General features: G+C 65.7%; 6 protein-coding genes. 3 read left to right on the top strand and 3 right to left on the bottom strand.

Features of this window, described 5'->3' with window-relative positions:
- Window positions 1–45: 45 nt before the first annotated feature.
- On the top strand, window positions 46–597 hold the full coding sequence (locus tag AB0333_RS16845) for a vitamin K epoxide reductase family protein (RefSeq protein ID WP_366219825.1): 552 nt from the start codon (window positions 46–48) through the stop codon (window positions 595–597).
- Window positions 598–760: 163 nt separating this feature from the next.
- Here AB0333_RS16845 and AB0333_RS16840 read toward each other — a convergent pair whose 3' ends face one another.
- Entirely contained in the window at window positions 761–1,129 is a 369-nt protein-coding gene (locus AB0333_RS16840) for a hypothetical protein (RefSeq protein WP_366219823.1), read from the bottom strand.
- 155 nt (window positions 1,130–1,284) lie between these two features.
- Here AB0333_RS16840 and AB0333_RS16835 point away from each other — a divergent pair, with 155 nt between their 5' ends.
- Window positions 1,285–2,493, top strand: coding sequence for an IS4 family transposase (locus tag AB0333_RS16835; RefSeq protein WP_366219822.1), 1,209 nt, complete (start codon window positions 1,285–1,287; stop codon window positions 2,491–2,493).
- Between the two features lie 204 nt (window positions 2,494–2,697).
- Here AB0333_RS16835 and AB0333_RS16830 read toward each other — a convergent pair whose 3' ends face one another.
- A complete protein-coding gene (locus AB0333_RS16830) occupies window positions 2,698–3,093 on the bottom strand; it encodes a Rieske (2Fe-2S) protein (RefSeq protein WP_366219821.1) in 396 nt (131 codons plus the stop codon).
- 717 nt (window positions 3,094–3,810) lie between these two features.
- On the opposite strand from AB0333_RS16830, the gene AB0333_RS16825 reads away from it, so the two are divergent.
- Window positions 3,811–4,464: a TlpA disulfide reductase family protein gene (locus tag AB0333_RS16825; RefSeq protein ID WP_366219824.1), complete on the top strand. Its 654-nt coding sequence runs from the start codon at window positions 3,811–3,813 to the stop codon at window positions 4,462–4,464.
- A gap of 16 nt (window positions 4,465–4,480) precedes the next feature.
- Here AB0333_RS16825 and AB0333_RS16820 read toward each other — a convergent pair.
- The coding region (locus tag AB0333_RS16820; protein ID WP_366219820.1) for a hypothetical protein at window positions 4,481–4,667 on the bottom strand (187 nt) is incomplete at its 5' end.

Here is a 4,667-nt window from a genome sequence, read left to right as displayed (position 1 = left end):
TCGACGCTAGCCCCGGCGTGGTTCACCGGGCGCCAGGCCTTCGGCCTGGTGTTGCTAGTCACCGGAGCCGTGGGCTGGATCGCCTCGGCCATCCTGGTGCTCGAGCGCCTAGCCCTGTACGAGAACCCTGGCCACGTCACCAGTTGTGACATCAACCCCTGGGTGTCCTGCGGGCGAGTGATGGGCACCTGGCAGTCCGAGCTGTTCGGATTCCCCAACCCGCTGATCGGCATCGTCTCCTTCGCCGTGGTCCTGGCCACCGCAATGGCGGTACTCTCCGGGGCCCGGCCCGGCCGGTGGTACTGGCTCGGGCTGCAGACCGGGGTGACCCTCGGGATGGCCTTCGTGACCTGGCTCTGGTTCCAAGCCCTGTACGAGATCTACATCCTGTGCCTGTACTGCATGATCGTCTGGGCGGCCATGATCCCGCTGTTCATCCTGCTCACCGCCCGCAACCTCACCCACGGCGTGATCCCTGCCCCATCAACCCTCGTCCGGCTCGCGACCGAGTGGGCCGGAACCCTCATCGCCGTCGTCTACGTCGGCGTCGCCGGCTCCGTCTTCATCCAGTTCCTCCCCGCCTTCACCGGCCCCTAACCGGGCCTGACGGAAACTGCCAACTTCCGCAGCCTCACCAACCAGTTGACCCTCCGTACGGAGCACGAGGTCCCGGTTGCGGCAGCATCCTTCTGGCGGTAGAGCTGGGGGCTTCTACAGCTCAGGCAAGGAACGCCGGCGATGCCCTCACCGTGCTGGTGGTTCAGGCCTCCGCGGCTTTCCAGCGGCGAGCGGTGACGAACGAGTGGATTCCGAGCGCCACGTAGAGGATGAGCAGGGCGAAGGTGATCGTGCTGATGAGCACAGCCGTCGGACGCTCCGCGTCGCCGGCGATCAGTGCGCCGAGTTGCATGACGTTCATCGATGTTCCGAGAACGCCGAGCACGGCGACGGCCAGGGCAAGGTGGACTCCGATCTTCTGCTTCTTCAAGCCAATAAGACCCGCGACCAACATCACGGCCCCGAGCAGTGCCGGGATCAGTGCCGTCCAGCTGGCGAACGACGTGGCGATATAGGCGATGGAGCCGATGGCGATGAGTAGGACGCTGAGTCCGATGGTGAGACGAGGCATGGCGCTTCCTTAAGCAGATAGTGGCCACCTTTCTTCTACAATCTGTAGTAGAAAACCACGGCGGAGACGTGACGAACTACCCATAGGGTGCGGCGACAGGATCCGGACTTAGCCCAATACCCTTAAGTTAGTGGCTTTTTGGGTAGGCTGGGGGTATGCCTCGTAGCGGATGGAGAAAACCGGTCACTGATCGTCGCCTCTCCGACCTGGTGTCGGTGGGTTTGCTGACGCGGGTGTTCCCGCCGGGTGTCGTCGATGAGGTCATCGCCCGGGCAGGGCGAACAGAGCAGCGGTCTCGGGTGTTGCCTGCCCGGGTTGTCGCGTACTTCACGATCGCGATGGCGTTGAACGCTCAGGACTCCTATGAGGATGTCTTCGCCGATCTCGTCGAGGGCCTGTCCTGGGCATCGGGGTGGGAAGACCAGGCGGCCTCGCCGTCCCCGTCGCCGTCGGCGATCTTCCAGGCCCGTGCCCGCCTGGGCGCAGATCCGGTCGAGGCCTTGTTTCGCACCGTCGCGATGCCCCTGGCCCGGCCGGAATGGGATGATTCGTGGCTGGCTGGGCGGAGATTGCTCGCGATCGATGGCACCACCGTCGATATTGCTGACACGCCGGTCAATGACGCCGAGTTCGGGCGGCCTGGTGTGGGTCGAGGCGAGCAGGCGGCTTACCCTCAGGCGCGGGTCGTCGCGGTGGCTGAGACTGGCACACATGCCGTCGTTGACGCAGTTATCGGTGACACGGGAACGGGAGAGACCACGCTGGCCGGGCAGCTGATCGACCGCCTGCGCCCTGGTGTTGTCCTGATGGCCGATCGAGGCTTCTACAGCTTCCGGCTCTGGCGGCGTGCCCAGGACACGGGGGCGGACCTGCTGTGGCGGATCCGGGCCAATGTGAAGCCCCGCCATGTCCAGACTCTTCCCGATGGCACATGGTTGGCTGATATCTCGCCGTCCTCGGGCCCTGGATGGCGCGAGGTCCAACCGGTCAGGGTGCGTGTCATCGACTACGAGATCAGCACCGGTGAGAACACCAGCAACGGGTACCGGCTACTGACAACGTTGACCGACCCGGGCGAGGCCCGTGCCGAGGACCTTGCTGCTGCCTATCACCGTCGGTGGGAGATCGAGTCCGTCTTCGACGAACTCAAAACCCATCAACGTGGTCCGCGAATCGTGCTCCGGTCGAAATCACCTGACCTGGTCCGACAGGAGATCTGGGGGCATCTGTGCTGCCATTACGCGATCCGGTCACTGATGGCCGATACAGCCTCGCACTCAGGGGCTGATCCCGGCCGGGTGTCATTCGTCAAAGCACTTCGCCTCTGTCGCCGGTCGCTGACCCAGGGCGATTTTCCCCCCTGAGCACAACGGCCAGCCAGCAGCGTGGCAGCGCGCACTGCGCTGGCTGGCCCGACACCTCAATCCGGCCCGACGTTCACGTCGAAACCCGCGAGTGATCAAACGCAAGATGTCGAAGTGGCCGGTGAAGAAACGGCACCACCGTCGAGCCACATCGATACCGCCACCCCATCCAATCATCACACCACTAACTTAAGGGTATTGGGCTTAGATCCTCACCACCACCATGTCGTCCTCCACGGTGGCGGTGAACTCGGTCAGCGGTTTCTGGGCCGGGCCGCCGTAGGGCACGCCCGTTGCCACGTCGAAGTGCGACCCGTGGCAGGGGCAGGCGAATGTGGGCCGGCCCCGGTCCTGGTCCGGTGCCACCGTGCACCCCTGGTGTGTGCACTCGGCGGAGAAGGCGCGCACCGTGTCCTCGGATTCGCGGTGCAGCAACAGGGTGCGGCCGTCGATGGCCACGGACGCCTGGCTGCCGACCGGCAGGTCTCGGACAGGAAGGGCCGGGGTGGGGGAGCCGCCGGGGTGCTGTGACGGTGCGCTGGCCTCGGTCTGGAGGTCGCCAGTGCAGCCTGTCAGACCCACCGTGGTGGCTACTCCCACCGCACCGATGACCGTACCGCGCCTCAGGAAGGTCCTGCGGGATGTGCCGCACCCGCCACAAGTTGTCTCTCCGTCGCGGCGATCTGAGACGGCGGGGGTCGTGGAGGTGGAATCGATCGTGGAAGTCATCCGATCATTATCCGCTGTTCGTCTTTGATTTGTGGATGCCCGTGACGTGGTTCATGCGAGTTGGCTGAGACCGCGCTGCCCTTCTCCGAGAAGCGCTTCAACAGGTACTGAACTCTCTCATGCTCTACCACGTGGTCCACTGGGAATAGACGGTGACTGAGGCGGCCCGGGTCCTGCGGCCGGGCGGGTTATTCGTGGGATACGACCTGTTCGCCTCGCGCGCAGCATCCTGGCAGCATGTGGTTAACCGCTCGGCGCACCGGCTCATCGAACCGGCCGTGTTCGCACCGACCCTGCGACACGCGCCTCGATCCGGTGCGCCTCCGTTTCTCCCGCAGCGACCGTATCCTGCGCTTCATCGCGCAGAAGCCCACCACCATTCAGGCCGAACCGTGGACCAACAGTTGAACACACTGAGCAAGTCCGGACGGACCTCTCGTCGCCGACGCCAGCAGCGCCGCGCACGTGCCGCCCGGCCTGTCACCTTGCCTCGACGGGGATGGTGTGCTGCGGATTCCGCCCAGTCTTCTACGGGCTGTAGAATTCCAGTGACGTCCTGCCCCGATGGAGAGAGACCGGAAGTACGCCATGTCCTGCGCCCAGCATTCCCGCAAGCCCTATCCCCCGACGTTTGTCTCCCTCGGACGGCCGGGACGGCGTCGGTTGCTGGCCGGCCTGGCCGGGGTCGTGTCCCTGCCGCTGCTGGCGGCCTGCAGCTCGGATGACCCGCTGGCCGCCCAGGCCGGGAACACCGACGGCAAGAACTACATCGCCGGCGACGGTTCCGTCATGGAGATCGCCCCGACCGAGCGCGGCGAGCCGGTGCAGTTCAGTTCCACCCTGTTCTCCGGGGAGCCGATCGGCACGCAGGACCTGGTCGGGGACCCAGCGGTGCTGAACTTCTGGTATGCCGCCTGCGCGCCGTGCCGGGTGGAGGCCCCCGATCTGCAGGCCCTGCACGAGCAGTTCGCCCCCGCCGGAGTGCGATTCCTGGGCATCAACGTTCGCGACACGGTGGCCACGGCCCGGGCCTTCGAACGCAACTTCGGCATCACCTACCCCTCCGTGGAGGACCTGAACGGCCAGGTGTTGCTGGCCATGACCGACTACGTCCCGCCGCAGGCCGTGCCCACGACGATCGTGCTGGACCGGTCCAGCAGGGTCTCGGCACGCATTCTGGGGATCGCCGAGCGCTCCACGCTCGAGAGCCTGATCACCACCGTGTTGGACGAGCAGGCCTGAGCGCCCCCATGGTCCGTCAAACCTTCCGGCCCAGCACCCTGGCCTGGGCGCTGATCGTGTCGGGATTGCCGGCGGTCAGCGGGCCCTGGAACGTCTGGGGCACCGAACTGCAGACCTGGTTCGCCAACGAAGTGAGGCTGCCGATTTGAGTCAAGAAGACAACCTGCGGGCCATCCGGGCCGAGGAGGCCCAGTCGGGCCGGA

It is taken from the genome of Citricoccus sp. NPDC079358 (assembly GCF_040702545.1).
Classification (GTDB): domain Bacteria; phylum Actinomycetota; class Actinomycetes; order Actinomycetales; family Micrococcaceae; genus Citricoccus.
This window is presented reverse-complemented; position numbering and strand designations above follow the sequence as displayed.